Below are 24,432 nucleotides of genomic sequence, written 5' to 3'. Positions count from 1 at the left end.
CCGGCCAAGCCCGGTGCGGCTCGCGGAAGAGTTCTCCGTATGCGACTTGGCATGAGCTAACCTGAGAGCGGTTGACCGAGGCAACTTTCCCCTCCCCCCGAGGTGCCGCGATGCAGGTGACCGTTGATCAAGACCGCTGCTGTGGTTCGGGTCAGTGCGTGCTGACCGCTCCCGCAGTGTTCGACCAGAGCGAGGACGACGGCCTCGTCCGGCTGCTGACGGAGCGGCCCGACCCGGCGGAACAGGCCACCGTCCGCCTGGCCGCCGCCCTCTGCCCGGGCGGTGCCATCACCCTCCGGGACACGTGAAGACCCGTACCGGACATTCGCAACGACCCTGCGCGAACCGCCGGGACCGGTCCGCACGGACCGCGGCCGCCCGGCCGCCGCCGCGCACGGCGGCACGGCGATGCGCGGCGCCGGCCGCTCCCCACCCCCGAACCGCGCGACCACCCGTATGCGGAAGGACCGGCATGACCATCGCCACCCCCACGCACGACGACACCGCCCCCGCGCCGGCCGTCCCGGCCGACCGGCCCGACGGCTGCCCCTTCTCCCCGCCGCCCGCCTACGAGGACGCCCACCGCGGGACCGGCCCGATCAGCCGGGTCACCCTCTGGGACGGAGCCCCCTGCTGGCTGGTCACCGGCCACGCACAGGTACGGTCCGTCCTCGGCGACAGCAGGTTCAGCGCCGACGCCCGGCACCCCGGCTTCCCGTTCCTCTCCCCCGGCCGCCGCGAACTGCTCGACCGGACGACACCCACCTTCATCCGGCTGGACGACCCCGAGCACGCCCGCCAGCGCCGCATGCTCACCGGCGACTTCATCGTCAAGCGGATCGAGGCCATGCGGCCGGAGATCCAGCGGCTGGTGGACGCCGCGCTCGACACCATGGTCGCGCAGGGATCGCCCGCCGACCTGGTCGACGCCTACGCGCTGCCGGTGCCCTCGCTGGTCATCTGCCACCTGCTCGGAGTCCCCTACGCGGACCACGCGTTCTTCCAGAGCCGCAGCCGGGCCCTGCTCGACCTCACCGGCTCGGTCGAGACCGTCCGATCGGCCCAGCAGGAGCTGATCGGCTACCTCACCGACCTCGCCGGCCGGAAGCAGCGCGAGCCGGACGACAGCCTGCTCGGCCGCCTCGTCCGACGGCCCGACACGAACCTCGCCGAAACCGCCGCGACGGGCCTGCTGCTGCTCGTGGCCGGACACGAGACGACGGCCAACATGACCGCCCTCGGCACCCTCGCACTGCTGCGGCACCCCGGGCAGGCGGACCGGCTGCGGGCCGAACCCGCCCTGGTCAAGGGCGCGGTGGAGGAACTGCTGCGCTACCTGACGGTGGTGCACCTGGGCGTCCCCCGGGTCGCCTCCGAGGACGTGGAACTGGCCGGCACGACCGTCCGGGCCGGCGAGGGCGTGCTGTGCATGCTGTCCACCGCCAACCGCGACGAGCTGGTGTTCACCGGCGGCGACCGTCTCGACGTGACCCGCGACGCCCGCCGCCACTTCGCGTTCGGCTTCGGCGTGCACCAGTGCCTGGGCCAGCCGCTGGCCCGGGTGGAACTGCAGATCGCCCTGGAGACGCTGCTGCGCAGGCTGCCCGGCCTTCGGCTCGCCGTCCCGTTCGACGACCTCCGCTACCGCACCGGCATGGTCGTCTACGGCGTGGAGGAACTGCCGGTCGCCTGGTGAACCGGCCGAGACCGCCGGCCCCTGCCCGCGGGCAGGGGCCGGCGCGGGGCCGGCGGACAGGGCCGACGGACGCAGTGCACGGCCGCGGAACTGCCGGGCTTGCCGGACCTGCCGTCGTACCGGCCCCGCGCCGCCTCTGCTGTCGGGACACCGTCGGACTCCGGGCCGGAGCCGACGTGCACTACGCCAGCTGGTCGCGCCGGCGGGTCAGGTAGGCGGTCTCGGCGGTGTTGCCCGCCAGGCCGATCGCCCGGTCGTAGGCCGCGCGCGACTCGTGGCTGCGGCCCAGCCTGCGCAGCAGGTCGGCGCGGGTCGCGTGGTAGGCGTGATAGCCGGCCAGCGCGTCATCGAGACGGTCGACGGCCGCCAGCGCCACCTGCGGGCCGTCGGTCTCGGCGACCGCGACGGCCCGGTTGAGGGCGACGACCGGCGAGGGGTCGAGGCGGACGAGCTGGTCGTAGAGGGCGACGACCTGCGACCAGTCGGTGTCGCGCTGGTCGCGGGCGGAGGTGTGCACGGCGTTGATCGCCGCGAGGATCTGGTAGCGGCCCGGGGCCGACCCGGTGGCCAGGCGCTCGCGCACCAGCCGATGGCCCTCGGCGATGAGTGTCGCGTCCCAGGCTCCGCGGTCCTGCTCGCCGAGGGCGACCAGTTCGCCGCTCGCCGAGACCCGGGCCGCACGGCGGGCTTCGGTGAGGAGCATCAGTGCCAGCAGCCCGGCCGCCTCACCGTCCTGCGGCATGAGGGCACGGACCAGGCGGGTGAGCCGGATCGCCTCGGCGGTCAGGTCGTGCCGGACGGGACCGGTGTCGGGGCCGGTCGCCAGGTAGCCCTCGTTGAAGACGAGGAACAGCACGGCGAGCACGCCGCCGACCCGTGCCGGGAGGTCCTGCTCGGACGGCACCCGCCAGGGGATGCGGGCCGCCTTGATCTTGGCTTTCGCCCGGGTGATCCGCTGCCCCATGGCGCTCTCCTGCACCAGGAAGGCGCGGGCGATCTCGGGCACGGTCAGACCGCCGACCATGCGCAGTGTCAGCGCCACGCGGGTCTGCATCGCCAGCGCCGGGTGGCAGCAGGTGAAGATCAGCCGGAGCCGCTCGTCGTCGACGGGGCCGGCAGGCTCGGGCGGGTCGTCGTCGTACAACAGCTGAGCCTCCTTCTGCTTGTCGCCGCGCTTGTGCTCGCGCCGGATCCGGTCGACGGCCTTGCGGTGGGCGGTGGTGGTGAGCCACGCCCCGGGGTTGGGCGGCACGCCGTCGGCCTGCCAGCGCTCGACGGCGGTCGCGAACGCCTCGGCCGACGCCTCCTCGGCGATGTCGAGGTCTCCGAAGCGCCTGGTCAGGGCGGCGACCACCCGGGCCCACTCCTCACGGTGGGCCCGGGTGATCGCCTCCCGGACATCGGCGTCGTTCACAGGAACGGCCGCACCTCGACCTTCCGGTTGCAGGCCTTCGAGCCCTCGGCGGCCAGCTCGGTCGCCACGTCGAGGTCCGCGGCCTCGATGATCCAGAAGCCGGCGAGGAACTCCTTCGACTCCAGGAACGGCCCGTCGGTGAACATCGCCTCCCCGTCCCGGTTGTCGATCACCGTGGCCGTGTCGGGACCTCCGAGGCCCCCGGCGAAGACCCAGTGGCCCCCGGCCACCAGCCGGTCGTTGAACACGTCGATCGCGTCCTGCTCCTCCTGGGTGGCCAGGTCCGCGTTGTCGAAGATCACGGAAACCATGTACTGCATCTCGGGTCGTCTCCTGCGCTTCGGGGGCGCCCCTCGCGGGCGGCCGCTCACCCGTACAACGAACGCCTCCGCCCCGATCCGACACCATCTCCCGGATTTCTTCCGGGAAATTTCCGGCGCTCCCGATTCGCCCCGCCCGTCCGGCGGGGCGGTCCGGACGTTCCCGGACCGCCCCGCCGTACCCGGGTCGGATCCGGTCGGATCCGGTCGGGTCGGGATCAGGCCGGGATCAGGCCGGGTCGGGCGCCGCCAGGATGCACAGCAGCGAGCACGCCACCGCGGAGGACGGCGCGGTGGTGCTGGGCGCGGTGCCCGGGGGCGAGTTGGCCGGGACGAAGGTGGCCGAGGCGGTGTTCGTCACCGGCAGGGCCAGCAGGAAGGAGTTGCAGTACACCTGACGGCCGGCTCCGGCCGCCAGGTCGAAGGTGCCGGCCGCCGTACGGCAGGCGGGTGTCACGGCGTCGTTGACGGTCACGCCGGCGGCGCCCACCGGTCCGGCGTTGGTGACGGTGATCCGCCAGTAGGCCGTGCCGAGCAGCCGCAGCAGGCCGACGGGACTGATCTTGGCCCAGGGGCCGGCCCCGCCGGGTCCGCAGTTGTGCGGGTGGTCCGACGCGCAGATCTCCTTGACGACCGTCACGTGCGGTCGGCACGCGGCACCGGGGGCCACGGCCACGGTCACGGTGCCGGAGGTGATCGGGCCGGTCGTGTCCGTCCCGGTGGCGGTGTCGGTGAGCTGGGTGGTGGCGCAGTCCGCTGTGACGACCGTGCGGAAGCACACCTGGGGGGCGTCGCCCTGGTAGCCGACCACCAGGGCGGGGTGGTGGTCGGTGGTGAAGTCACCGGTGGAGGTCAGAACGAGCTGGACGGTGACGGTGAGGGCGGGGTGGTCGGTGGCGCTGACCGCGGAGAGGTCCACCGTGCCGGAGGAGGTCAGCGGCGGCTCGGCGAGAACGGTGCCGTCCGGGTCGGCGACGGTCACGTGCGAGGCCGCCAGGTCGACGTGGGTGATGTCGATGTCGTCCAGGCGTGCCCGGGTGTACGCCTGGACGTGGCCGGAAGCCCCGTCGCAGTAGAAGTCCGACGGGCGGAGCGTGACGGTGGCTCCGGAGTGCACGCAGGGGGAGGTTCCGGAGGCGGGGTCGAGGGAGAACAGCACCCCGGCGTCGCCGAGGGCGATCAGGCACCGGGTGGTGGCGTCGTAGCTGTAACCGTAGTCGCGGGTGGCACCGCCGTTGACGCCCGGGTGCGTCGCGGGCAGCGGGAATCCGGCGCAGGGCGCGGCGTGCGTCCAGTCGTGGCAGACCGTCGCGCCGGCGATGCCGCCGTTCCAGATCGGGAAGTAGCTGCGGGTCGTGCCGTCGGTGGTGACCGTCTCGGGGTTGAACACGTAGGCACCGCCGTTGATGCCGGCGAGACTGCCGAGCGGGGTCAGCGGCGCCCCGGCGAGCGTGTAGCAGACCGTGGCGAGGGTCGGGCCGCCCACGGTGGTGGTGCAGACGCCCTCGGCCCGGCCCGCGGTGTCGTAGGCGGTGTAGGCGTTGTAGGTGTTGTACGCGGCGCTGGGGCCGGCGGGGTGCGGGGTGTCCCAGCCGGTGCACACGGTGCCGCTCGCCGGGTCGAAGCAGCCCAGGGCGGGCGGGGCCGCCGCACTGGATCCCGTGGTGAGCGGCGCGGAGGAGGCGAAGACCTTGCCGTCGGCCACGGTCAGCGCACCCTGGTAGAGGCCGCCGGGGCTGCCCGGCAGGTCGTGGTTGGGCGGCACGATCGCCGCGTACGGCTGGCCGGGACACGGCGTGCGGGACGCCATGGCCAGGCACAGGACGCGTCCGGTGCTCGCCACGCCGTACAGGTTGCCGCCGACGGCGACGACGCCGCCCAGGTTGTTGGCGGAGGAGGGCGAGGTGCCGGACGCCACGAGGGCGAAGAAGCCGCAGTTCGCCCGGGCGACGAGATCCAGGCAGCCGACGCCGGCGGAGCCCGCCGAGACGCCCGGGTAGTAGACGACCCCGGCCCGGTCGGGGTCCTGGACGTACTGGGGGGTGAGCGGGCTGGAGATGTCACCGGTGTTGCCGGAGCCGAGCGGACCGGGAGTGCTGTTGAGCGGCCGCGGCCACGGTCCGCCGGTGCACGGCTGACCGGTGGTCAGGCTGCTGCACACCACCTGCCGGGCGGCGGCGGCCGCGTGGTGGTAGATGTTCCAGGACTCCACCTCCCCGAGCGCCGTGCGGTGCAGGATCGGCGTGAACCCGTCGCCGCCGGTGGACTGCGCGGTGGGCCGCACCGGTGCGAGCAGCGGCGCCCCCAGGTCGGTGCCGCCGGGACGGGCCGAGGCGTTCTCGGCGCGCACCGCGACCGCGGCACCGCCCGGATCGGTCGGGGTGAAGGTCGATCCGTCGGTGGACCACGACGGCGTCCAGCCGGGCGGGGTGCGCAGCGAACCGGGCACGTACGCCTGGGCGGTGCCGGCGCCGCTGATCGGGTCGGTGATCACGGCGGGGGCGCCCGCCGGGGACTCGGCCGCGTTGCGGTAGCCGATGACCCAGTTCACCGTGTCGCCGTGGTCGGCGGTGGCGGCACCGGGGTGCGTGACGTTCTGCACGGACTTCGTCAGCGTGGAGGCCGATGCCGCGGCGGGAGCGGCGGGAGCCGCGGCGGGTGCGCCCGCGGCTCGGGCCGGTGCGCCGGCCCCGGTCAGCAGGGCGGCCGTCAGCGCGACGGCCGAGAACGCTCGCAGGAGGGCGGATGTCCGGGATGGGAGGAGGTGTGTCCGCATGGATTCCCCACCTTGCTCGTCGGGCGGCCGGCACGCTGCCGGCCTCTGCCCGTTCCTGACGGTAGGGGCCGACGGGAATCCGGTCGGGAAATCCGAAGAAGTGGTGGCCGGCGGGGCGTCCTGGATCTGGATCACGCCGTTCGGGCCTCTCCGGGGCCGAAAGTAATCGCACGAATGATCCGGAGGCGCACACGTTCCCACGCTTTCGGCGTCACCTGGACACCGGCGGCCGACGGATCCGGACCTGGCATCTGACACCTGGCCGGCCGGAACCGGATCGTCACATGTCCTCCCCCTGAAAGCGAGTTCGCACGGTACGGTCGGCCCCGGGCCGGCCGGCCCGGGGAAGGGGCGCGGGCATGGCACTGGTCAAAAAGGGATCACGGCTCATCACGGTGGACGGCACCACCTACCGCTGGCGACTGCGCGGACGGCCGACCTACGACCAGGGGCTGGTCTGGGCACCGCTCACCTACGCGGTCGAGCACGCCGGTACCACCGGCCCCGTCCTGCTGGTCAGCACCGATCGGCCGCACCTGAGCAACTGGATCAGCGCCCGGGGCAGGCCCGTCCTGCCTGCCGAGGTGGCAGCCGGCATCCGCACCGCTCTCGCCTCCGGCTGGACACCCGGGATCTCCGGGCCCTCCTTCCATCTCGACCGGTCGGCGGGCTTCGTCTCCTCCTGCTGACCTGCAGCGCCGTACCCGGGGCGCAGCAGGCGGCGCCGCTGCACCCCGGTCCGGCGGTGCCGGCGGTCAGCCCAGTGCTGCTGCCAGCAGCGCGGCGGCAGCGGCGACCAGCGGCTCGTCCGCGGGTGCGGCGGCGTCGCGCCGGGTGGACAGGACCGCCATCACGATCGGTCCCCTGCCGGGGGGCCAGGTGACGCCGACGTCGTTGGTGGTGCCGTAGCTGCCGGTACCGGTCTTGTCCGCGACGGTCCACTGCACGGGCAGCCCCGCACGGAAGCGGTTGCCGCTGGTCGTGCTGGCGAGCAGCCACCCGGTCAGCCGCTCGCGGTCCCGCGGGTCGAGGGCGTTTCCCAGGACGAGGCGCGCGTAGGTCCGGGCGATCGCGCGGGGGCTTGAAGTGTCGGTCACCCGCCCCGGCTCCGCCGAGTTCAGTTCGGGCTCCCACCGGTCGAGCCGCGTCACCCCGTCCCCGACGGAACGGCAGAAGCGGGTGACCGCGCCCGGGCCGCCGAGCCCGCGCAGCAGGAGGTTCGCCGCGGTGTTGTCGCTGTGGTCGATCGCGGCCGCGCACAGGCCGGCGACCGTCATGCCGGCTGCGAGGTTGGCGGGCAGGCCCGTGACCGGCGCGTACCCCGACTCCGTGACGTCCTGCTCCGTGTACCGGATGCGCTCGGCGAGGAACTCGCCGTCCCGGTCGAGGTCCCGCAGGACCGCGGCGACGGCGATCGTCTTGACCGTCGAACACATCGGGAACAGCTCGTCCGCGCGGTACGTCACGGTCCGGCCCGTGACCGTGTCGCACGCGAAGATTCCCAGCCTCGCGGAGTGCGCCCGTTCAAGACCACGCAGCCGCCCGGCGACGCCCCTGCCGTCCGTGCCCTGTGCGAAAGCCCTTCCCCCGGTGGGGAACACGGCGGTGAACGCCGTCGTGGCGACCCCGGCAAGAACCCCACGCCGACCCGGCTGCGACTCCATGGCCATGCTCCTCCGCTCGTGCGGCCACCGGACATGGCGGCTGCCCCTTCCAGCCTGTCCGAACCCGTTCCTCCCCCGTCCGGGGCGCGCAGGACCCCGAGGGCGCCGACGCCCGGCGTGGTGGTCGCTCCCGCCGGCCGGGTGGATCCCGTAGGGTCGACCAATGGCGAAGTACTTCGACGTGCACCCGCAGACTCCCCAGGCCCGCACCATCGGCACCGTGGTCGACAGCCTCCGGTCCGGGGCCCTCATCGCGTACCCGACCGACTCCTGTTTCGCCCTGGGCTGCCGCCTGGGCAACCAGGAGGGCATCGAACGGATCCGGTCGATCCGGCGGCTCGACGACCGTCACCACTTCACCCTGATGTGCGAGAACTTCGCCCAGCTGGGGCAGTTCGTCCACATCGACAACGACGTCTTCCGCGCCGTCAAGGCGGCGACGCCCGGCAGCTACACCTTCATCCTCCCCGCCACCAAGGAGGTCCCGCGCCGCCTGATGCACCCGAAGAAGAAGACGGTGGGGGTCAGGATCCCCGACCACGCCGTCACGCGGGCCCTGCTCGCCGAACTCGGCGAACCGCTGGTCTCCAGCACCCTGCTCCTCCCCGGCGAGGACGAGCCGATGACCCAGGGGTGGGAGATCAAGGAGCGGCTCGACCACGTGGTGGACGCCGTGATCGACTCCGGCGACTGCGGTACGGAGCCGACGACGGTCGTCGACTTCTCCGGCGACGTGGTGGAGATCGTCCGGCGCGGGGCCGGCGACGTGACGCGCTTCGAGTGACGACGCGGGCACGGTTCGGCTGACAGGCCGTCATGGCGGGGGCGCCTCCGGGCATCCCCGCCGGCCACCACCGGTCGGGCGGGAGCCGGGACGTGCCGCCCTCCTCGGCGGACCGGGCGCTGCTCCGGTTGCCGACCGGCCGTCAGATCGTGGACCCCGCAGTGCCGGTGTGCAAGGATCGTCGGTCCACGGAGTCGGACCGAACCGGAGGATGCCATGCCGGCGTACGCCATAGCCCATCTGCGCGAGGCCGACCCGCACCCGGAGATCGCCGAGTACATCGAGCGCATCACCGACACCTTCGAGCCGTACGGCGGCCGCTTCCTGGTGCACGCCGCGCAGCACGAGGTCAAGGAGGGCGGCTGGCCCGGACACGTCGTGGTCATCGCCTTCCCCACCATCGACGATGCGCGGGCCTGGTGGGACTCCCCCGGTTACCGGGAGATCGCACCGCTGCGCTCCCGGCACGTCGCGGGCGACATCATCATCGTCGAGGGCGTCCCCGGGGGCTACGACCCGACCGCCACCGCTGCGGCGGTGCGCAAGGCCGCGTCCGCCCGGTAGGCCCACCCGTACCCCGCCGGTCCTGTCGCCGTCGCCGGCCCTGTCGTCCTCGACGTGACGGCCGTGGGCCGTGGGCCGTGGTGCCCGTGCCGGTGACCGTCGGGGCGGCTACGTGGCGGGCGGGCGGACCGCGGTGATGCCGGAGAGGATGAAGTCGATCCCGGCGAGGAACTGCTCGTGGTCGTCGTGCCCGCGCAACTGGTCCGCGGCGGCCCGGGTGAACGGGTAGTCGTCGGGGTCGAGCGCCTCCCACGCGGCCGATACGGAGTTGAGGAACTCGGCGCGGTCCGCGTCGTGCCCGAGAGCGCGGGCGCCCTCGACGTTCGCCGCGTTCTGGCCGGCGGCGCCGAGGATGTAGTGCATCAGCGCCGAGGACGCCGTGATCCAGCTGCTCTCGGGCACGCCCAGCGCGTGGACCTGCCGGCCGATGCTTTCGAAGATCCGTGGCGCCACCGGCCCCCAGGGGCTGCGGGAGATCTGCGTCGAGAGCTGCGTGGCGAGCCAGGGGTGCTGCTCGATCGCGTCGAACAGGCCGAGCGCGACGGTGCGGATCCCGTCCTGCGGCGAGTCCCCGGACACGGCGGGCTCGACGGCCAGAGCGGCGGCGACGACGGCGTCGGTCGCGGCGCCGAGCAGCTCGCCCTTGTTCGCCACGTGCCAGTAGATCGCCCCGGGCCCGGTGGCGAGGCGCTCGGTCAGCGCCCGGAAGGTCAGCCCGCCCTCGCCCGCGGTGTCGAGCAGTTCGACGGCAGCCTCGACGATGCGCTCCCGGGAGAGGGCTTCCGTGCGCCGCTGCGACCGGCGTGTCCGCGTTGTCATGGGAACAGTTTGACATATCTGGAACGCCACTCCAACAATGGAACGACATTCCAGAGAGGCCGCCGGACCTCACCGCGGCCTCGACCCGAAGGAGTCACCATGAACACCCCCGTCACGATCATCGGCGCCGGACTCGGCGGTCTCACCCTCGCCCGCGTCCTGCACGTCCACGGCATCCCCGCGGCGGTCTACGAGGCCGACACCTCGGCGGAGGCCCGTACGCAGGGCGGCCAGCTCGACATCCACGAGGAGGACGGACAGCGCGCACTCGCCGACGCCGGTCTCACCGACGAGTTCCGCGCGATCATCCACGAGGGCGCCGAGGCGCTGCGCGTGCTCGACCGGCACGGCAAGCTGCTGCACGACGCCCCCGACGACGGCACGGCGCAGCGTCCCGAGGTGCTCCGCGGAGACCTGCGCCGGATCCTGCTCGACTCGCTCCCGGCCGGCACCGTCCGGTGGGGCCACAAGGTCACCGGCGTCCGGCCCCTCGGCGGGGGCCGGCACGAGCTGGCCTTCGCCGACGGCACGACCGTGACCACCGACCTCCTCGTCGGCGCCGACGGCGCCTGGTCGAAGGTCCGCCCGCTGCTCTCCGACGCCGTGCCCGAGTACATCGGCACGACGTTCATCGACACCTACCTGTACGACGCCGACGAGCGGCACACCGCGACGGCCGAGGCCGTCGGTGTCGGCGCGATGTACGCACTGACCCCGGGCAAGGGGATCGTCGCCCACCGCGAGGCGGGGAACATCCTGCACACGTACGTCGAGCTGAGCCGCCCCGCCGAGTGGATCGCCGGCATCGACTTCACCGATGCCGCCACCGCGACCGCCCGGGTCGCGGCCGAGTTCGACGGGTGGGCACCGGAACTCACCGCGCTGATCACCGACGGCGAGACCGCCCCGGTCGCACGCATGATCCACACGCTCCCGGACGGACACCGCTGGGACCGCGTGCCCGGGGTGACGCTCCTCGGCGATGCCGCGCACCTGATGCCGCCGTCCGGCGACGGCGCGAACCTGGCGATGTTCGACGGCGCCGAACTCGCCAAGGCGATCGCCGCGCAGCCCGACGACATCGAAGCGGCACTCACCGCCTACGAGGACGCACTCTTCGCCCGCACCGAGCCCTTCTACGCCGACGCCCACGAAATGCTGGACCTCTGCCTCGGCGACCGCGCACCGTTCGGACTCATCGACCTCTTCAACGGCGGTCCCCAGGAGCAGGAGCAGGGCCAGGAGCAGGACCAGGACGGGGCACCGGCCCGGCCCTGAGCCGCCCCGCCGACGGCCCCTGTGCGACCGCGCGCCACGCTCCCGGGGTACGCGGAGCGGCCGGGTCGGCCGGGTCGGCCGAATCGGCCTGGTCGGCCGCAGAGATCGGGACGGTGATCCCGATGGTGATCCCGATGGTCGGGGTCAGCCGCCGTGGACGGGCAGCAGGCCGCGTTCGGCGAAGACCTTCTTCGCGGCGAAGGTGGCGTTGATCGCCTTGGGGAATCCGCAGTAGGCGGCGGAGTGCAGCAGCGCCTCGACGATCTCTTCGGGCGTCAGGCCCACGTTGAGGGCGGCGTTGACGTGGACCTCAAGCTGGGGCTCGCATCCGCCGAGTGCGGTGAGCATGCCGAGGGTGACCAGTTGGCGGTCGCGGGGCGGCAAGGCGGGACGGGAGTAGATCTCGCCGAACCCCCAGGCCGCGATCTGGTGCGCCAGCTCCGGGGAGACGTCCGCGAGCGCGGACACCACCCGGCTGCCGGCCTCCCCGTCGATCCGGGCGAGGACCTCCATGCCCCGCTCGAAACGGTCCTGACGGTCCTGACGGTCGTGCGCGGACGTGGTGTCAGCGGCCAAGGCGAGCTCCCCGTGTCGTGATCCTGCCCGCCCCTCCGACAGAAGGGACCGGGTGCGAACAGAACCCACCGTAGGTGTTGGAGCGCACTCCGACGCAAACCGCGGCCGGCCGACAACGGCCGTGTGACAGCGTTCCGGTGTCCGCTGCGGCACACGACCGCGAGCAGGTCGCCACCGCGACGGGGTACGCCGGGTGCGACCCGTGGCGCAGAACGCCGACACCGCCGTCCCGGGCCGGGGATGCCCGGCCGCACCGGGTGCGCACAGGTACCGGAAGGGGCGGATTATGCGAATCCCTGTGGCATTCGGGTATTCCGGTCGTAGATTTGCTGTGAAGAACAGTGGCTGACGATGCGACAGGAGTCTTTGTGGCAAGCGGAGAGACGTTCGGTACGGACAGCGGTGTGGGATCGACGATCGCCCTGCTGGAGGCCAGGCTGCCCGAAGTGCGGGAACGGCGACGGCAGTTGGAGGACGAACTCGCCGGCGTCGTCGCGCAGGAGAACGCGATGGTCAGCGTGCTGCAGGGCCTGGCGACGCTGTCCGGAGCATCCCTGGACGGCGCCTCACCGAGCGGGCAGGGCGCAGCAGCGTCGGCGGCGGAGGTGACGGCCGTACTGCCCGCGCCGGAAGCCACTTCGGCAGCGGTCGAGGTGGCCGAGGTGACAGAGGTGGTCGAGGTGGCCGCTGAGGGTACGGCGGCCGGGCAGGCGTCGGCCCCGCCCGAGTCGGCCGCGGCACGGCCCGTCCGCCGGCGGACCCCGAAGAGCACGGCGAAGAAGACCACCACCAGGAAGACGGCAGTCAAGAAGGCCGCCCCCTCGGGCAGGAGCGCTGCGGCCGCTCCGGCCGAACCGGTGGCAGAGGCCCCCGCCTCGGCGGCGGCCGAGGTGCCCGCAGCGAGCGGCGCCGTCGCGGCGAGGACGAGCCCGGCCAAGAAGGCCGCCACCAGGAAGACGGCGGCCAAGGAGCCCGCCGCGGTGAAGAAGGCGGCGACGAAGAAGGCGGTGCCCTCGGCCGGGAAGGCCGTGCCCGCGGAAGAGGCACCCCCCGCTCCGGCGCAGGCGGGCCGCCGCAGGCGGCTGACCGACGCCGAGAGCGTCCTGGCCACCCTCTCCGCGGCCACCGGCCCGCTGCGTGCCCGGGAGGTGGCCGGCCTGCTCGGCCTGGACGACCAGGACACCGGCAAGGTGAACGCGGTCCGCACCATGCTCGAACGCCTTGCCAAGGCCGACAGGGCGCGGCGCAGCGGCCGGGGCCTGTACGTGGCGGTGGCCGGCTGATCCCTCGGCCCGGGCGGCACCGGCGGCAACCGGGAGGCCACGCCGTGCGGTGCCGAACGCGGTCGACGGAGGGGACGGTGGCGGGCTGCCCGGCGCCGCGGCACCCACCGGGGGCGGTCCGAGCCCGCCCCTGACCCTGATCACGGTCGGCCGGACGACGGGCGGCCGAGCAGGCCCCGGCACCCTGCGGTGCCGGGGCCTGCTGCTGCCCGGGTCCCGGGGGTGGCGGGCCGGGGGGCCGCAGGTGTGGGGTCCGGGGTCCTGGGTGTGGACCGGCAACGCAGCGCGACATCGTCGACCGTGGGCGCGCGATCGGCATGCCCGTGCCGAACGGGCTTGCGCGGAGGGGTCAGTCGAGCTCGACGTAGGCGACGAGCACGACCGTGCCGAGCACGGTGGAGACGTAGGCGATCCGGACGCCGTCCTTGGCGTACTCGCGGACCGGGCTGTCCGGGCGCATCTGCACGCCCGTGGTCCTCGGGGACAGCGCGATCGTGTCCAGGTGCGGGTCGAGCCGGGCGAGCGCGGCGTCGTCCATCCCGGCGATCTGGCGCTCGGCGACCTCGTGGAACGTGATGACCGCCCGGCGCGGCAGGCGGTCAGGCAACGTACTGCTCGCCGTCGGCCGAGGCGGTGCCGGGAAGGCCGCGGCCTGCCGCGCCCTCCGGAGCGGCGTGCCGGGCCGTGGCACGCAAGCCGTCGCTCTCGGTCGGGTCGAACACCATTCGCATCGCGTCTTCCAGAGCGCCGGGGCCGGAGTTACGAGGCTAGCGCAGGGCGACCGGGAACCGGTGCGGGTTCGGTACCCCGGTCGGCGCGGGTTGCGCGCTCCGCCCCTCGGCGAACCTGTCGCCCACCTGGCGGGGATGCCGAAGCGGCGGGAGCGCTGCGGCCGCCCGGGCTGCCCCGACCGCCCTGACCGCCCCGACCGATCCGAGTGGTCGGGGCGGGACGGTCACGGCCGTCCCCAGGTCTTGCACGCCGGCTCGTGCCAGATGGTGCGGACGACCAGGCTGCCCCGGGAGATGTGCTCGCTGGCCCAGGTCCGGCAGCATCCGCCGTACGGCCGGGCCGCGGCCGACGGCTTCGCGGCGCGGACCGTGGCAGCAGGTGTGGATGCGGTGGGCGCGGCCGGGCGGCCGTGGCGGTGACCGGTCTGGAGAGTCGTCATGCCTGAGGCTGTGCCCATCCGGCCGCTGCGCCGAACCCCACGAACACCCGAACGGCGCAGCCCCGAGCCGATCCGGACGGCTACCGGCCCGCACCGGAACCCGCACCCGCACCCGCACCCGCACCCGCACCCGCACCCGCACCGGGAACGCGTCGGCTCGGCCGACAGCGTCCTCACGGCTGCGCGAGAGTGTGCACCGCCGGTCGAGCGGCTGCCGGGCCGGCTCCGGGAATGCCGAACGGCCCTGCCCCCAGGCACACTTCGGGAGAGTTGGAAGAAACCCTTGTGCGCCCACGCCCGGCGGTTTAGCGTCTGTGCCATTCGAGCACCCACCCCCCAGCTCGACGGCACGTCAGATTTGTTAGCGCTAACAGAACCGTTCAGGAGACCGGCGCACGACGCACGGCACCACCCCGCCCCACAGAGCCCGTCGATGGTTCCCCCGGCGAACCATGCTCTGCGCGGCGGCGCTCTCCGAGCTCACGGCCTCCGGCTCGGAGCGCCCGGCTGCCCGCCACCACGTGTGGCACTGCGACGCCGCCGTAGCAGCATCATCGGCACTGCCTCCACAGCCGCCGGATGGACCCCACCCACCTGACGGCGCACCGAGCGCGCGCTCGACCCGGATCCACGGCCGGCCGGCGGCCGTTCGCACCTTCCGGGGGCGTGATGCCTGCCCGAGCGGCGGCCGAAAAGCTCTCGAACGCCTGCAGTACCGCGCCCCTCACGGCCCGCGGAGCTTCCTGCTGCCCCTTTCCGTGTCGGCCGCACGTGTGGACCAGGCGGCGCCGCCCCGTCATGGCACCGCGCCCGTCCCGACCGAGCACTCCCGGCCACCCACCCCAAGGAGACCCCCACGCGGACGAACCCCCTCGCAGCCCCGGGCGGAGAGCAACGGCACTGCTGCCGGAACTCCTTGTGCACCTGCTCCGCCCCTGCCGGGGCGCGTCCCGCACCGCGCCACGCGCCCACCACCGACGACGCCCGGGAACGACTGCTCCCACCCTGACCGCTACGGCCGGTGGCGTCAGGCCGGCCCGAACAGGGCTCCGGTCCGGGCCACCCCGTGCGTCGGAACTTCCGTACACCACCCAGGAATCGAGGAGAGAAATGAAACGACTCCGGTCTGTCCTTCGCCGGCGTGCCGCCGTACTGACGGCAACCTTCGCCGCTGCGCTGGTCGCGGGGGCCCTCTCGGGCAGCGCGGTCTCGCAGGCCGCGACGTCCCAGCCCTGCGACCTCTACGCCGCCGGCGGCACGCCGTGCGTCGCCGCGCACAGCACCACCCGTGCCCTGTACGGCAGTTACAACGGGGCGCTCTACCAGGTGCGCCGCACCTCGGACAACACCACCCGCGACATCGGGGTGCTGAGCGCCGGCGGATACGCCAACGCCGCCGCGCAGGACTCGTTCTGCGCCGGAACGAGCTGCGTCATCACGGTCATCTACGACCAGACCGGCCGCAACAACCGCCTCACCCAGGCACCCCCCGGCGGATTCAACGGGCCCGCCGCGGGCGGCTACGACAAGCTCGCCAACGCCACGATGGCGCCGGTCACCCTCAACGGCAACCGCGCCTACGGCGTCTTCGTCTCGCCCGGAACCGGCTACCGCAACAACACGACCAACGGCATCGCGACCGGCGACCAGCCCGAGGGCATGTACGCGCTCTTCGACGGCACGCACTACAACGACGGCTGCTGCTTCGACTACGGCAACGCCGAGACCAACAGCCGCGACAACGGCAACGGCACCATGGAGACCATCTACTTCGGCAACAGCCGGGGCTGGGGCTCCGGCGCCGGCAACGGCCCCTGGGTGATGGCCGACCTGGAGAACGGCCTGTTCTCCGGCGTCAACACCGGCTACAACGCGAACGACCCGACCGTGAACCACCGCTTCCTCACCGCGATCGTCAAGGGCGAGCCGAACCACTGGTCCATCCGCGCCGGGAACGGACAGTCCGGCGCACTGTCCACCTACTACAACGGGACCCGGCCGAACGCCTCCGGCTACAACCCGATGAAGAAGGAGGGCGCGATCATCCTCGGCATCGGCGGCGACAACAGCAACAGCTCCGCCGGCACCTTCTACGAGGGCGTCATGACCTCCGGCTACCCCTCCGACGCCACCGAGAACTCCGTCCAGGCCAACATCGTCGCGGCCGGCTACGCGCAGGGCTCGGGCGGCGGCACCGCCCTCAACTCCGGCTCGTCGATCTCGCTCCGGGCGACCACCGCCTGCTGCACCACCAGCTACCTCAGCCACTCCGGCACGAGCGTCGCCACCGCGGCCGTCACCTCCGCCAGTTCGGCGACCGTCAAGGCGAACGCCTCCTGGATCGTCCGGCCCGGCCTGGCCAACAGCGCCTGCCGCTCCTTCGAGTCGAAGAACACACCGGGCAACTACCTGCGGCACCAGAACTTCCAGCTCTACCTGCACCCCAACGACGGCAGCGTCCTGTTCGCCAACGACGCCACCTTCTGCTCGCAGGCCGGCGTGAACGGCCAGGGCAATTCGCTGATCTCCTACAACTTCGCCGACCGCTACATCCGCCACTACGCCAACACCGGGTACGTCGCCTCCAACGGCGGCTCCAACACCTTCGACGCCACGGCCCTCTGGGCCGACGACGTCAGCTGGGTGGTCGCCTCTCCCTGGACCCCCTGACCCCCGAACCTCTGACCCCGAACCGCCGGCGGCCGTCCCCGGGACGGCCGCCCGCGCCGGGCCCCCCCCCCCCGCCCCCCCCCCCCCCGGCGCCCGCCCCCGGGCCGGCCGCCGGCCTCGGCCCCGCACGCCTCGCCCACCCCGGTCCCGCCGTGACAGCCGTGACAGCCGCGTACAGCCGCGTACAACCGCGTACTTCCGGGCAGCCGGAACCGGCTCCCGGAGCCGCTAGGACCGCTACGGCCGCTCGCCGGCGATGCGGTCGAGCCAGTCCTCCAGGAGCCCGCGCTCGTTGGCGGTCAACGCGGAGGTCTGCGGAAGCACTGCCCGAAGGGTGACCGCGGCGCCGGCCGGGCCAGGCGGCTCCTGGCCGGGCGAGCCCTCGGTGGGCGGGCCGGTGGTGATGGCCGCGATGACCGCCTCGCGGGCGAGGTCGGAGAGGGTGAGGTCACGCTGGTCCTCGGCCGTGGCGATCAGCGCGAGTGCGGTTCCGCTGCCGGCGGCCTGGACGAGACGGGCCGCGCGCTCTTCGCCGACGCGCAGACGGCCCGCCTGGGCGACGCTGCGGATGTAGGAGGAGAGGTGGGCGAAGGCGGCCGCGGCAGCGGGCGAGGCGGCCCCGCCCGGACGGGGCTCGCCGTACATGAGGCAGTACAGGGCAGGGTTGGCCAGCGCGAAGGCGATGTTCAGCTCCCAACCGGTCCGCAGATCCTCGACGGGGTCACCCGTGGGCCGGATGGCGGCCTCTTCCTCCAGGTGCTGGGCCCACCCGTGGGCGGCCACCGCGTCGAGCAGTCCCTGCTTGTCCCCGAAGAGGCGGTAGATGGTGGGGGCCTGCGTGCCGGCCGCCGTGCTGACGGCGCGCGTGGAGACGGCCTCACGGCCGCCCTCGGCGAGGAGCTTCGTCGCGGCGGCGATGACCCGCTCCCGGTGCTTGTCGACGCCGGCGGGCTTCTCGGTCTCCATGTTTCCGACGATAACAGACCTTCGATTCCGACTGAACAGCCGTCACGGACGGGCCCGGGCGGCAACGGAGGCCACGACTGCCCGCCGCGAACGATCGCGGCGGGCAGCACGCAGGGCCGGACGGCCGCGGAGGGCAACACGCAGGGCAGGGCAGCACGGGGGCGGGCTCAGGCCAGGAAGGCGGGCTTGAACACGTCCTGGCACCACCGGCGGAAGTCGGTGGGGGCGGGCGATGCCGGCGCCTCCTGCTCCGCGTCGTAGATGCCGTCGTTCTGCGCGGCGGCCATGTCGACCAGGCCCTGCGCCCAGGCCTCGCTCAGGCCGTACTGCATCATCGTCGCCCTGTACGCCTGTTCGTCGACCCGCTGGAAGCGGACCGGGCGCTCCAGCACCTCGGACAGGACCTGCGCCATGGCGTCGGGGGACAGCGTGTCACCGACGACCGGAACGGTGGCCTGCCCGTTCCAGGAGCCGTCGGAGAGCAGGTCTGCGGCGACTGCGGCGATGTCCCGGGTGGCGACGACCGCCAGCGGACGGTCCGCGGAGTTCGCCAGGAAGAACATCCCCTGCGCCTTGATCGCCTCGACCTGACCGAGGAGGTTCTCCATGAAGAACGGCATGGCCAGCGCCCGGTAGTTCACCCCGGCGCTCTCGATCATGTCGTCCATCGCGAACGCGGGCGACAGCAGGCCCGCGGGCTTGCCGTAGGCGCGGCCCAGGCTCGTGACGCCGACGACGCGCTCGACGCCCCGGGCCTTGAAGGCGTCGCAGGCTGCACGGGTGAAGTCGAGGTAGTGGTCGTGGATGTCGTCGGCGCGGGGGTTCGGCGGCACGAGCCACAGGACGCCGTCGGCACCCTCGAACGCCTCGGCCAGCACCTCGGGGTCACTGTGCGAGCCCTGCACCACCTCCACCCGCTCACGCGTCCGCGGAGCCAGTCGGGCGGCATCGCGGGCGATCACCCGAAGCGGCCGGCCTTCGGCGAGCAGTGCATCGACGACCTGGTGGCCGATCCGGCCGGTGGGAGCGGTAATGACGATCACGGAAGTCTCCTGTGGTGCAGTGTCGGACGGGAGCACGCCCCGGCGGGCAGGCCTCGGCGCGACATCGTTTCCACTGATAATCATTGAACGTTTCCACTGATTTCGCAAGCCGATAGCCGCGTACTGCTATCACTGGAAACGACGAAGCCCACCACTCCGCCCCGGCAGGGAACGAACGGACTCGCGTTCGGCACGGCCGGTCCGTCCGACCTCCTTCGGCAGCGCACCGACCGGGCTCCGGTCGGCAAACTCGCCGGCACCCGCCACCCATCGGCTGCGGCCGTGGACACGGCGCCCGTCGCAGCAGGACAGGGCGACCGGCACTCCCCCGCAGCCAGGGGCCACAGCCGGCCGGCCGGGCCCGTGGCTCTACGACGTGGGGATCTCCAGCAGCAGTCCGCCGTCGAGGCGCTGCTGCATGTACCGGCCGTGCGCGCCGCAGACGACGACCGTTCCGCCCTGTGCATCCATCGCGAGGAAGATCCCCGGCTCCCCGCACGGCCCCTGCGACCGGTCGTAGCCCCACCCGGTGCCGCACTCCTCGCACCGGGAGCAGCCGTCCTCCGCGCTCAGCGTCGATCCGCAGCGCGGGCAGATCCCCCACCACGCCGTGCACGACCCCGGCCACTGGGCCGCACGGACCCGCGCCAGCCTCTCGGCCGCGGCCCCGATCCGCCGGGACGCCTGCACGAGGGCGTCGTCCACCGCCCCCGGCAGGGATCCCCGCACGGCGCGGGGCAGACCCGGCTGCTGCCTCAACCGCTCCCGCATCACGGCGACGTCCCGCACCAGGGCGTCCGTACGCGCCTGAAGGTCACGAAGCTCCGCCGGAGTCGGCTCGTCGACTCCCCCGGCCGGATCGGCATCCGCGAACAAGCCCCTCACCCCCCGACACGACTCCGCCGTCCGCGAGGTGTCCGCACACGTCGGTGCGGCGCCTCACCGCCGGCGGCCTCCCACAAGAATCGTCGTGATCAAACCATGACATCCGCGTGCCGACAAGAGGCCGCTCCCGCGCCGCACGCTCCCCCACCGGCACGACCGGCGGGTCCTGCGACCCGAAGCGGCGGGTGCGGCCCGGCCTGTGCACGGAGGGCGGCACCGTACGGATCCCCTCCGCGTCCGGCCGCCCCGGCCTGCGGAGAGGCGCCACCGCCGGAGCGTTGTTCGCCGCGCCCGTTCGGCGGCCCGGGAACGGCGGCCCGGGAACGGCGGCCCGGGAACGGCGGGAGGGACGCGACGCGCGCAGACGGCAGCGGGGTCGCAGATGTGGTGGGCGGCCGCCGGCGGTCATGCAGGCGGAGTGATCCGGCTCACATGCTGTCACAGCGATCGACCGCCCGGTGTCCTGTGACCGGATCGCTCGACCGAATCGCTCGAAACGAAGGAGACACCGTGAACGGGAACACCGAGGTGGTCGTGATCGGCGGCGGCTACGCAGGCGTCATGGCGGCCAATCGTCTGACGCAGCGCGACGACGTGACGGTGACGCTGGTCAACCCGCGCCGGAGCTTCGTCCACCGGGTCCGCCTGCACCAGCTGGTGGGCGGGTCCGACGACGCGGTCGTCGAGTACGGGGACGTGCTGCACGAGGGCGTCGAGCTGGTGGTCGACACCGTGACGCGGATCGACGCGGCCGGGCGCAGCGTGGAGCTGGCGGGCGGCGGCACGGTCGGTTACGACTACCTGATCTACGCGGTGGGCAGTGGCAGCGCCGACCCGTGCGTGCCCGGAGCGGCGGAGTTCGCCTGTCCGATCGCTTCGCTGGAGGAGGCGCAGCGGCTGGGGTCGATCCTCGACGCCGCGCCCGCGTCGGCCCCGGTGACGGTGGTCGGGGCCGGGCCGACCGGCATCGAGACCGCCGCCGAGCTGGCGGAGGCGGGCCACACCGTGACCCTGGTGTGCGGCGGGGTGCTCGGCCCGTACCTGCACCCGCGGGGGCGGCGCTCGGTCGCCGGGCGGCTGGCCGCGCTCGGCGTGACCGTGCTCGACGGCCCCGGCACGAAGGTGACGGCGGTGACGCGCGGTGCCGTGCAGCTCGGCAGCGGCCGCGAGGTGCCGAGCACGGTGACCGTCTGGACCGCCGGGTTCGGGGTGCCGGACCTGGCCGCGCGCAGCGGGCTGAGCACCGACGCCCTGGGCCGGCTGCTCACCGACGAGACGTTGACCAGCGTGGACGATGTGCGCATCGTCGCGGCCGGCGACTCGGCGGCGCCGTCGGACCTGCCGCTGCGGATGAGCTGCCAGGCCGCGATGCCGCTGGGCGCGCGGGCCGCCGACACGGTGCTCAGCCGGATCGCGGGTGAGCAGCCGTCGGCCCTCAACCAGGTGTTCGCCGGCCAGTGCATCAGTCTGGGCCGTCGCGCCGGCATCTTCCAGTTCGCCCGCAGGAACGACGACGCGTTGTGGTTCCACGTCGGTGGTGGTCCTGGGGCGAAGCTCAAGGAGTTCGTGGTCAAGGGCATCGTCAAGCACCTGGCGGACGAGGCGCGCAAGCCCGGTTCGTACGGCCTGCACCGGGTCTCGGGCGGTGCCGCCCGCGGGCAGGCGCTGCAGGCCCGGCGCGGCAAGGCGCCGGCGACCGTACGGCCGACGGCCTGACGAGGCGTTCGGTGCCGGTCCGGACGGCTGTCGACGGTCCTTCAGCGCACGCGGGCGACGACATGCCGTGCCGTCAGGGGCGTTGCCCCACCCGTGCGTTCACCGGTGGCCGTCCGGACGGCGGACCGTCGCCGGCCCGGCGTGTCACCGCCGTGCGCCGGACGGTGTCCCCCTCTCGATCGCACCGGACGGGCAGGCCATGATCGAACGGCTGCCGACGAGGGGGACCTCGCTGTGGATGCACACTCGAAGGCCGCCGTCGACCGGCGCCGACCGCACAGGAGAGGGACCGGACCATGAGTGACCACGACACCGACCCGGCGACCGGGACGTTCGTCGCCCATCGCAACCTGCTCTTCACCGTCGCCTACGAGATGCTCGGGTCGGCGGCCGACGCCGAGGACGTCCTCCAGGAGACCTGGCTGCGGTGGGTCGAGGTCGACCTGGCGCAGGTCCGCGACCGGCGCGCCTACCTGGTGCGGATCACGACCCGGCAGGCGCTCAACCGGCTGCGTACGATGCAGCGCCGCAGGGAGGCGTACGTCGGCCAGTGGCTGCCCGAGCCGCTGCTGACCGCGCCGGACGTGGCCGAGGACGTGGAGCTCGCCGAGAGCGTGTCGATGGCGATGATGCTCGTCCTGGAGACCCTGTCGCCGACCGAGCGCGCGGTCTTCGTGCTGCGCGAGGCCTTCGACGTCGGCTACGACGAGATCGCGGCCGCCGTCGGCAAGAGCCCCGCGGCCGTCCGCCAGATCGCGCACCGCGCCCGCCGGCACGTCGATGCCCGCCGTCCTCGCCGGGCGGTCTCCCCGAGGACGGCCCGGGCGGTGGTGGAGTCGTTCCGGCGCGCGCTCGAAACCGGGGATCCGCAGGGCCTCATGGACGTCCTCGCCCCGGAGGTCGTCCTCGTGAGCGACGGCGGCGGCGTCAGGCGGGCCGCGCTGCGGCCGGTCGCCGGCGCCGACAAGGTGGTGCGCTTCTACCTCGGCGGCACCAGCAAGAACGGGAACACGATCACCGCCGCCCCCACCGTCGTCAACGGCAACCCGGCACTCGTCGTCCACCTGGACGGGCAGATCGACGGCATCATGGCGATCCGCATCGAGGACGCCCGCATCGCCGGTCTCTACTACGTCCGCAACCCCGAGAAGCTGACCCGTCTCGCATCCGAGACGCCGCTCACCCTGCGGTGAGCTCCCCGCGGCGAGCCGCCCCGAGCCCGACGGAGCCGGGCTCGGGCACTCCGCCGGCCCGGACGGGCCCGGGCCGACCCGGCCCCGTCCGGGGGGTGCGCACTTCGGACGGGGCCGGGCTGCTCCCGCGCGGCGGGCCCGTCCGGCCGCGCGGCGGGCCCGGCCGGGTCGTACACGGGCCGCCTCCGCCGGGCGCGACGGTGGACGGCCCGCAGGCGCCGACCCGCAGGGTCAGATGGTCCCGCGCAGCTTGGCCAGCGCCTCGTTGAGCAGGATCTCGCCGTCCTCCTGGGTGCGGCGCTGCCGGACGTAGCCCAGGTGCGTCATGTAGGGGGCGTTGCCCGAAGCGACGGGCACGTTGTCCGGGTCGGGGCCGGCGGGCAGGCCGCACCGGGGGCAGTCCCACGTCTCCGGGACCACGGCCTCGACCGCGAAGCTGAGCTGCGTGTGGTGGCCGTTGCCGCACCAGAACGACGCCACTGTGCGAGGAGCGAGGTCACCACGCTCGGGCTCGCCCATCGGCCCCGAACCGATTCGGGCACCCCTGATACCGCTACGTCCCTGTGCCACGTTCGCTCTCCTAGGCCACGATGTCCACGCCTCGGATGTGCATGGGGACGCCAAGCGTAAGGCCACCCGCGGGTGCACACACAGTCCGCGGTCCCCCCGCGGGTGCTCGGCCCGTCGCCGACGGGCCGAGCACCTGTTGTTCGCGGCGCCGAGAACGCCAGGACCGGGGCGGCAGCCGGGGCCGGTACGGCCCGGCGGGGCGCCGTTCCTCCGGCCGCCGGGCCGGCCTGCCTGGCCCGTGCCGGGTGGCACGTGGGGTGACGCGCGGGTGACATGCCCGGCGACAGATCACCCACCGCCGGTCAGATCGGCCGGTCCGGGTCCGAGAACGTCAGGCCGTCGACAGCGAGGGGGCGGCGGACCGGGACAGGCACGGCCACGTCCTCACCGGGCGGCTCGCGGAAGGCGGCGCCCTGTTCCACCGGCAACGGCCGACGGCCACCGCTCTGCGCGGGGAGGGGCAGTTCGGCAGCGGGCTCGGAGAAAACGGGCAGCCCGAGGCTGCGACGGTCGAGGGTCATGATCCCAGTCTTGCACCCCGGGCCGTGCGCTCTCGACCGGATTGCCGCCCCGCGACGGCGCGTACGGGCACCCGCCGGTCCGGCGATCGGCGCCGGTGGTTCGCCTCGTGCGCCGCCCTTCCACGGCCGCCGTCCGCTCGGTCGCACGGCGCCGCCCTCGGCATCGGTGTCGTTCACACCACCAGGACTGCCCGGTGCTTCACATGCGCCCGTCGAGGCAGCGAGACGATTTCCCCCCTCCCGGAAGAAGTCCATCGACCCTCTTTTCGGTCGATTTCCGCTGCGCCGTCAAGAACCCGTCCGCACGCAGGAACAATCAGCCATTGGCAACGAACGAATAAATCTCGTCACGGAATCCGAACCCTGCTCACGCACACGCTCCCGCCGACATTCTTCGGGATTCATCGACGGTTCTCGATCGAGCGATCGGCACGCAGTACCGTGCCGGTCCGGGATCAGGGCCGGGATCAGGAACAGGACCAGGACCGGGACCAGGTCCAGGCCTCCGGCAACGCAGCGATAT

The 24,432-nt window shown here is 73.3% G+C and carries 24 protein-coding genes; 10 read left to right on the top strand and 14 right to left on the bottom strand.

Annotation, left to right across the window (positions count from 1 at the left end; all coding sequences use genetic code 11):
* Positions 1-110 precede the first annotated feature (110 nt).
* Positions 111-308 carry a ferredoxin gene (locus tag SNE206_RS16145; RefSeq protein ID WP_407914055.1) on the top strand — a complete coding sequence of 66 codons (198 nt, stop codon included), beginning with the start codon at positions 111-113 and terminating at the stop codon, positions 306-308.
* Between the two features lie 164 nt (positions 309-472).
* Positions 473-1,696 carry a cytochrome P450 gene (locus SNE206_RS16140; RefSeq protein WP_407914054.1) on the top strand — a complete coding sequence of 408 codons (1,224 nt, stop codon included), beginning with the start codon at positions 473-475 and terminating at the stop codon, positions 1,694-1,696.
* A gap of 181 nt (positions 1,697-1,877) precedes the next feature.
* Here the strand turns inward: SNE206_RS16140 and SNE206_RS16135 are convergent, their stop codons facing one another.
* The 3 genes from SNE206_RS16135 to SNE206_RS16125 form a co-directional block, all read right to left on the bottom strand.
* Entirely contained in the window at positions 1,878-3,110 is a 1,233-nt protein-coding gene (locus tag SNE206_RS16135; protein ID WP_407914053.1) for an RNA polymerase sigma factor, read from the bottom strand.
* Complete coding sequence (locus SNE206_RS16130) at positions 3,107-3,430, bottom strand: YciI family protein (protein ID WP_407914052.1); 324 nt, start codon at positions 3,428-3,430, stop codon at positions 3,107-3,109. Before SNE206_RS16130 ends, SNE206_RS16135 begins: the two co-directional genes overlap by 4 nt.
* Before the next feature lie 229 nt (positions 3,431-3,659).
* Positions 3,660-6,206, bottom strand: a complete 2,547-nt coding sequence (locus SNE206_RS16125; RefSeq protein ID WP_407914051.1) for a hypothetical protein — start codon at positions 6,204-6,206, stop codon at positions 3,660-3,662.
* A gap of 359 nt (positions 6,207-6,565) precedes the next feature.
* Between SNE206_RS16125 and SNE206_RS16120 the strand changes: the two genes are divergently transcribed.
* Positions 6,566-6,895: a hypothetical protein gene (locus tag SNE206_RS16120; protein WP_407914050.1), complete on the top strand. Its 330-nt coding sequence runs from the start codon at positions 6,566-6,568 to the stop codon at positions 6,893-6,895.
* A gap of 66 nt (positions 6,896-6,961) precedes the next feature.
* On the opposite strand, the gene bla is transcribed toward SNE206_RS16120, so the two are convergent.
* Positions 6,962-7,876: a class A beta-lactamase gene (gene bla / locus SNE206_RS16115; protein ID WP_407914049.1), complete on the bottom strand. Its 915-nt coding sequence runs from the start codon at positions 7,874-7,876 to the stop codon at positions 6,962-6,964.
* Positions 7,877-8,033: 157 nt separating this feature from the next.
* On the opposite strand from bla, the gene SNE206_RS16110 reads away from it, so the two are divergent.
* Together SNE206_RS16110 and SNE206_RS16105 are read left to right on the top strand one after the other, a co-directional pair.
* Entirely contained in the window at positions 8,034-8,654 is a 621-nt protein-coding gene (locus SNE206_RS16110; protein ID WP_407914048.1) for an L-threonylcarbamoyladenylate synthase, read from the top strand.
* A gap of 216 nt (positions 8,655-8,870) precedes the next feature.
* The gene (locus tag SNE206_RS16105) at positions 8,871-9,218 is read left to right on the top strand and encodes a DUF1330 domain-containing protein (RefSeq protein ID WP_407914047.1); all 348 of its coding nucleotides are present in this window, start codon (positions 8,871-8,873) and stop codon (positions 9,216-9,218) included.
* 108 nt (positions 9,219-9,326) lie between these two features.
* Here the strand turns inward: SNE206_RS16105 and SNE206_RS16100 are convergent, their stop codons facing one another.
* The gene (locus tag SNE206_RS16100; protein WP_407914046.1) at positions 9,327-10,037 is read right to left on the bottom strand and encodes a TetR/AcrR family transcriptional regulator C-terminal domain-containing protein; all 711 of its coding nucleotides are present in this window, start codon (positions 10,035-10,037) and stop codon (positions 9,327-9,329) included.
* Positions 10,038-10,136: 99 nt separating this feature from the next.
* Here SNE206_RS16100 and SNE206_RS16095 point away from each other — a divergent pair, with 99 nt between their 5' ends.
* Positions 10,137-11,315 carry an FAD-dependent oxidoreductase gene (locus SNE206_RS16095; RefSeq protein ID WP_407914045.1) on the top strand — a complete coding sequence of 393 codons (1,179 nt, stop codon included), beginning with the start codon at positions 10,137-10,139 and terminating at the stop codon, positions 11,313-11,315.
* Positions 11,316-11,459: 144 nt separating this feature from the next.
* On the opposite strand, the gene SNE206_RS16090 is transcribed toward SNE206_RS16095, so the two are convergent.
* Entirely contained in the window at positions 11,460-11,828 is a 369-nt protein-coding gene (locus SNE206_RS16090; protein WP_407914099.1) for a carboxymuconolactone decarboxylase family protein, read from the bottom strand.
* Between the two features lie 431 nt (positions 11,829-12,259).
* Between SNE206_RS16090 and SNE206_RS16085 the strand changes: the two genes are divergently transcribed.
* The gene (locus tag SNE206_RS16085) at positions 12,260-13,174 is read left to right on the top strand and encodes a hypothetical protein (RefSeq protein WP_407914044.1); all 915 of its coding nucleotides are present in this window, start codon (positions 12,260-12,262) and stop codon (positions 13,172-13,174) included.
* Between the two features lie 349 nt (positions 13,175-13,523).
* Here the strand turns inward: SNE206_RS16085 and SNE206_RS16080 are convergent, their stop codons facing one another.
* The 3 genes from SNE206_RS16080 to SNE206_RS16070 form a co-directional block, all read right to left on the bottom strand.
* On the bottom strand, positions 13,524-13,781 hold the full coding sequence (locus SNE206_RS16080) for a hypothetical protein (protein WP_407914043.1): 258 nt from the start codon (positions 13,779-13,781) through the stop codon (positions 13,524-13,526).
* Positions 13,774-13,905, bottom strand: coding sequence for a hypothetical protein (locus SNE206_RS16075; RefSeq protein WP_407914042.1), 132 nt, complete (start codon positions 13,903-13,905; stop codon positions 13,774-13,776). Before SNE206_RS16075 ends, SNE206_RS16080 begins: the two co-directional genes overlap by 8 nt.
* Before the next feature lie 224 nt (positions 13,906-14,129).
* Positions 14,130-14,345 (bottom strand): hypothetical protein, encoded by a 216-nt coding sequence (locus tag SNE206_RS16070; RefSeq protein ID WP_407914041.1) that lies wholly within the window; start codon positions 14,343-14,345, stop codon positions 14,130-14,132.
* Positions 14,346-15,455: 1,110 nt separating this feature from the next.
* Here SNE206_RS16070 and SNE206_RS16065 point away from each other — a divergent pair.
* On the top strand, positions 15,456-17,015 hold the full coding sequence (locus SNE206_RS16065) for an alpha-L-arabinofuranosidase B (RefSeq protein ID WP_407914040.1): 1,560 nt from the start codon (positions 15,456-15,458) through the stop codon (positions 17,013-17,015).
* Between the two features lie 237 nt (positions 17,016-17,252).
* On the opposite strand, the gene SNE206_RS16060 is transcribed toward SNE206_RS16065, so the two are convergent.
* The 3 genes from SNE206_RS16060 to SNE206_RS16050 all read right to left on the bottom strand — a co-directional run bounded on the left by SNE206_RS16060 (position 17,253) and on the right by SNE206_RS16050 (position 19,813).
* On the bottom strand, positions 17,253-17,981 hold the full coding sequence (locus SNE206_RS16060) for a TetR/AcrR family transcriptional regulator (protein ID WP_407914039.1): 729 nt from the start codon (positions 17,979-17,981) through the stop codon (positions 17,253-17,255).
* Positions 17,982-18,148: 167 nt separating this feature from the next.
* Entirely contained in the window at positions 18,149-19,024 is an 876-nt protein-coding gene (locus SNE206_RS16055; RefSeq protein WP_407914038.1) for an NAD(P)H-binding protein, read from the bottom strand.
* 369 nt (positions 19,025-19,393) lie between these two features.
* Positions 19,394-19,813 carry a hypothetical protein gene (locus tag SNE206_RS16050; RefSeq protein ID WP_407914037.1) on the bottom strand — a complete coding sequence of 140 codons (420 nt, stop codon included), beginning with the start codon at positions 19,811-19,813 and terminating at the stop codon, positions 19,394-19,396.
* Between the two features lie 606 nt (positions 19,814-20,419).
* Between SNE206_RS16050 and SNE206_RS16045 the strand changes: the two genes are divergently transcribed.
* Positions 20,420-21,625: an NAD(P)/FAD-dependent oxidoreductase gene (locus SNE206_RS16045; protein WP_407914036.1), complete on the top strand. Its 1,206-nt coding sequence runs from the start codon at positions 20,420-20,422 to the stop codon at positions 21,623-21,625.
* Between the two features lie 296 nt (positions 21,626-21,921).
* Entirely contained in the window at positions 21,922-22,818 is an 897-nt protein-coding gene (locus SNE206_RS16040; protein ID WP_407914035.1) for an RNA polymerase sigma-70 factor, read from the top strand.
* 231 nt (positions 22,819-23,049) lie between these two features.
* Here the strand turns inward: SNE206_RS16040 and SNE206_RS16035 are convergent, their stop codons facing one another.
* Both SNE206_RS16035 and SNE206_RS16030 read right to left on the bottom strand, forming a co-directional pair.
* Positions 23,050-23,388: an RNA polymerase-binding protein RbpA gene (locus SNE206_RS16035; protein ID WP_407914034.1), complete on the bottom strand. Its 339-nt coding sequence runs from the start codon at positions 23,386-23,388 to the stop codon at positions 23,050-23,052.
* Positions 23,389-23,690: 302 nt separating this feature from the next.
* Positions 23,691-23,909: a hypothetical protein gene (locus tag SNE206_RS16030; protein WP_407914033.1), complete on the bottom strand. Its 219-nt coding sequence runs from the start codon at positions 23,907-23,909 to the stop codon at positions 23,691-23,693.
* Positions 23,910-24,432 lie beyond the last annotated feature (523 nt).

Source organism: Kitasatospora sp. NE20-6, assembly GCF_045862635.1.
This window is presented reverse-complemented; position numbering and strand designations above follow the sequence as displayed.

Bases quoted from the DNA above. Each gene is read 5' to 3' on its own strand.
- SNE206_RS16145 (WP_407914055.1), top strand. From the start codon at position 111: ATGCAGGTGACCGTTGATCAAGACCGCTGCTGTGGTTCGGGTCAGTGC.
- SNE206_RS16140 (WP_407914054.1), top strand. From the start codon at position 473: ATGACCATCGCCACCCCCACGCACGACGACACCGCCCCCGCGCCGGCC.
- SNE206_RS16130 (WP_407914052.1), bottom strand. From the start codon at position 3,430: ATGCAGTACATGGTTTCCGTGATCTTCGACAACGCGGACCTGGCCACC.
- SNE206_RS16125 (WP_407914051.1), bottom strand. From the start codon at position 6,206: ATGCGGACACACCTCCTCCCATCCCGGACATCCGCCCTCCTGCGAGCG.
- SNE206_RS16120 (WP_407914050.1), top strand. From the start codon at position 6,566: ATGGCACTGGTCAAAAAGGGATCACGGCTCATCACGGTGGACGGCACC.
- bla (WP_407914049.1), bottom strand. From the start codon at position 7,876: ATGGCCATGGAGTCGCAGCCGGGTCGGCGTGGGGTTCTTGCCGGGGTC.
- SNE206_RS16110 (WP_407914048.1), top strand. From the start codon at position 8,034: ATGGCGAAGTACTTCGACGTGCACCCGCAGACTCCCCAGGCCCGCACC.
- SNE206_RS16105 (WP_407914047.1), top strand. From the start codon at position 8,871: ATGCCGGCGTACGCCATAGCCCATCTGCGCGAGGCCGACCCGCACCCG.
- SNE206_RS16100 (WP_407914046.1), bottom strand. From the start codon at position 10,037: ATGACAACGCGGACACGCCGGTCGCAGCGGCGCACGGAAGCCCTCTCC.
- SNE206_RS16095 (WP_407914045.1), top strand. From the start codon at position 10,137: ATGAACACCCCCGTCACGATCATCGGCGCCGGACTCGGCGGTCTCACC.
- SNE206_RS16090 (WP_407914099.1), bottom strand. From the start codon at position 11,828: ATGGAGGTCCTCGCCCGGATCGACGGGGAGGCCGGCAGCCGGGTGGTG.
- SNE206_RS16075 (WP_407914042.1), bottom strand. From the start codon at position 13,905: ATGCGAATGGTGTTCGACCCGACCGAGAGCGACGGCTTGCGTGCCACG.
- SNE206_RS16070 (WP_407914041.1), bottom strand. From the start codon at position 14,345: ATGACGACTCTCCAGACCGGTCACCGCCACGGCCGCCCGGCCGCGCCC.
- SNE206_RS16065 (WP_407914040.1), top strand. From the start codon at position 15,456: ATGAAACGACTCCGGTCTGTCCTTCGCCGGCGTGCCGCCGTACTGACG.
- SNE206_RS16060 (WP_407914039.1), bottom strand. From the start codon at position 17,981: ATGGAGACCGAGAAGCCCGCCGGCGTCGACAAGCACCGGGAGCGGGTC.
- SNE206_RS16040 (WP_407914035.1), top strand. From the start codon at position 21,922: ATGAGTGACCACGACACCGACCCGGCGACCGGGACGTTCGTCGCCCAT.
- SNE206_RS16030 (WP_407914033.1), bottom strand. From the start codon at position 23,909: ATGACCCTCGACCGTCGCAGCCTCGGGCTGCCCGTTTTCTCCGAGCCC.